The sequence below is a fragment of the Bradyrhizobium sp. LTSPM299 genome (assembly GCF_000938235.1).
Taxonomy (GTDB): domain Bacteria; phylum Pseudomonadota; class Alphaproteobacteria; order Rhizobiales; family Xanthobacteraceae; genus Bradyrhizobium.
This window is the reverse complement of sequence record NZ_JYMU01000062.1, coordinates 1-3,027: the sequence shown is the minus strand read 5'-3', so window position 1 is coordinate 3,027 and position 3,027 is coordinate 1. Positions and strand designations below refer to the sequence as shown.

Annotated in this window: 2 protein-coding genes; both read right to left on the bottom strand. The window is 60.4% G+C overall.

Annotation, left to right across the window (positions count from 1 at the left end):
• A partial coding sequence (locus UP10_RS43360) for an ATP-binding protein (RefSeq protein WP_197086930.1) occupies positions 1–851 on the bottom strand: 851 nt, incomplete at its 3' end.
• A 164-nt stretch (positions 852–1,015) separates the two neighbouring features.
• Positions 1,016–3,027, bottom strand: a 2,012-nt coding sequence (locus tag UP10_RS45465; protein ID WP_044591046.1) for an ATP-binding protein, incomplete at its 5' end; no start/stop codon positions are given.

Below are 3,027 nucleotides of genomic sequence, written 5' to 3'. Positions count from 1 at the left end.
AGTGAGTACAATAGGTGGACATGTTCACCTTCCACCCGGAGCGCTTCGCGGCTGGTCGCCAGGATGTGCGCTTGTGGCGCCTCGCTGACGATGCGTTCGGCCAGTGCTGCCGCAACGCCGATCACGTGCTCGCAATTGTCGAGCACGAGCAGGATCCTCCTGTCGCCGATAAAGGCCAGCAGACCAACGACCGGATCCTGGGTTTGCACCGCGAACCCGAGCGCCGACGCGATCGCTGTCGGCACCAGTTCGGGATCGGTCAGCGCAGCCAGATCGATAAAGAAGACCGCGTCATGGAATCCATCACTCAGCGTATGAGCGATCGAGATTGCCACGGTCGTTTTGCCGATACCGCCAGGGCCGACGATGCTGACGAAGCGCCACATCTGGAGTCGCTGCGCCAAGGATCGAACAGTGTCATCGCGGCCGACCATCCGCGCTGGTCGAGGCGGCAGCCTTTGAACTCGTTCTGTGGTGGCGAACGCGGTGACCGGAACCGCTCTGGCTGCCGTCGAGCGTGTAACTGGCGCAACAAAACAATAACCCCTACCGGAAATATTGGATATGTAGCGAGCGCCATCTCGCCGGTCACCAAGCGCCTTTCGAAGGGCAGCTATTTGAAAGCGAAGGTTGGCTTCCTCCACCGTCACATCCGGCCACACCGTTGAAATTAGCTCCTTGCGAGTGACAACTTCCCCAGCCCGCTCCGCGAGTGCGATCAGGATGTCGAGCGCGCGGCCGCCGAGCGGTACTGGCTCGTCACCTTTCTTGAGCAGCCTCTCAACCGCAAACAGGCTGAACGGGCCGAAAGAAAGCGCGTCATGGAGCTGTGGGTTGCGGTGATCATTCATACGCGTCGTCCTCGCTCTTACGTCCGAAACAGGACTTCTGTGCAAAGCGGAGGTCTTACCTGGAAGCATCGACGCCTTGGTGCCGAATGCTTTCGTGCATTCTAGCGCGCAACCAGCGTCGCTTCAATGGACCAAACCGCGGGAATCGGAAACAGCTAAGTTGGCTAACGCAAATCCTCAATGATCGCGTGCGCCAGCTTGAGATCCGCGGTTTCGAATCCTTCGGTGAAGCGGTCGTAGACGAGGGCGAGCGTATGCCGGGCCTGATCGTGCTGGCCATTTTCGATGAGCATGCGGGTCAAGGCCATCGTCGACCTCAGCTCCCAGGCGAGTGCAGATTGCGTGCGTGCGACAGCGATCGCTTCGATCAGGCAGTTCTTAGCCGATTCGCGGTCATGTCGTGCCACGAGAATCTGTGACTTGATCCGAAGCAATTCGGACAAGTCAAATTCCACCCCACTATTTGTCGAGCGCGCAATGGCTCCATTGATCGTAAAAAGCGCCTCCTCGAATTGCCCGGTCTTGCGCAGACCTTCCGCCAACGCACCGATGAAACCCGTGATCTGGAGATTGGACTGTTGAGCACGCAGGGTCTCCAGCCCGCTCCGTAGCAAATCGAGACCGGCTTCCAGTTCATGGCAAGCGATGGCAAGTTCGCCCTTCAGCGCGATGCCGAGAGCACGGTATGGTGCAAGCGAGTGTCGTCCGGCGTGTACGATCAGCTGCTCGATGAGGGCGCTGGCTCCTGGTAAATCACCGGTCCACAGTAACAACGTCGAGGCATAAACCAGCGAAATGCAGATCGGAACTGGGTGATCTCGGCTTTTCACTTCATCGATAGCCCTTCGCACGAATCTGAGTGCCTGATCGGAGAAGCCACGCAGCCACAAGGCGCGGGCAAGGAAGATCGTCGCGATGCTGCGATAATCAAAGACGAAGAAGTGGGCGTTGAAGGTACCGAGCTCGACCGCGAGTGCCCTGCCGCGCTCAAGATGGAGTTGAGCCTTGGCTTGGTTGCCCAGAAAGTGGTGAGCATTGCCCACCCAACACTCCGCCCAGACGGTGCCTGTCGGTAGCTTGGCAGCCTGTGCGATGATGCCGCCTTGTTCCGCTACCGCCAGGGCGCCTCGAACGTCACCAAGTCGGCCAAGAAACAGGTTCAGACCGACGAGAAGGCGCAGTTGGCGCGGCCGATCCTCAAGGGCTTCCGCAAGCGCAAGTCCACGCTCGAGTTCGGCCCGAACCTGATCGCTGTTACCCCTGGAGAGCATCGACGACAGCGCCAAGGCTTCCTGAAGGATCATCTCCTGTCTGGTGCCTCGGCTGGCGTCGTCGAGAGTGGCCAGCGCCCGTTCACACCAACCCCTGCATTCCCCGAGCAGCCACAGTCCGATGAACAAGGGCGCCGCCCAGGTGGCGAGTCCGATGCCGACGACGACATCGCCATGGTCTGACAGCGCCCATCCGAGCGCTGCCCGCACATTGCCGATATGCGGGGCGTATCCGGAAAGATCATATTCGCCAAACAATGACTGGATGATCTCGTCGTGTTCGAGAAACCTGGAATAAAAGATCGCGTGGCGTCGGGCGATCCGATCCGCTTCGCCACGCTCTGCGAGTTTGGCAGCAGCGTAGGCGCGCGTGGTGTCGAGTAACCGATAGTAGGTCGTTTCGTTGATGACGTTCGTGGATATCAAAAACTTTGCAACCAGGCTCGTGACCGTGTCGATCACATTCGCCTCGTCTGCCTCCGTCTCCGACGCAACGGAGCCGGCGGCCTGACGCGTGAAGGCCCCGACAAAGACTGACAGCCGGCACAGGACCAGCTTCTCGCGATCCGAAAGCAGGCTGTAACTCCAATCGAGCATCGCGTTCAGGGTCTCGTGCCGCGGTAGGGCGGTGCGGCGGCCCTGCCAGAGCAAGCCGAAGCGGTTGTCGAGCAGTTCCGCGGTTCCACGAATCCCAAGGGAGCCAACGCGACTGGCCGCGAGCTCAATCGCAAGTGCCACTCCGTCGAGCCGGCGGCAGCTCCGGGCGACGATCGGCGCATCGATATCGCTCAAGGCGACGTCGTAGCCGCTCGCCGCGGCCCGCTCCATGAAAAGCTGGGCAGCGGGATACCGGAGCGCTTCCGTCGCAGTCAGGCCGGCATCCTCGGGGGGACAATCGAGTGAGT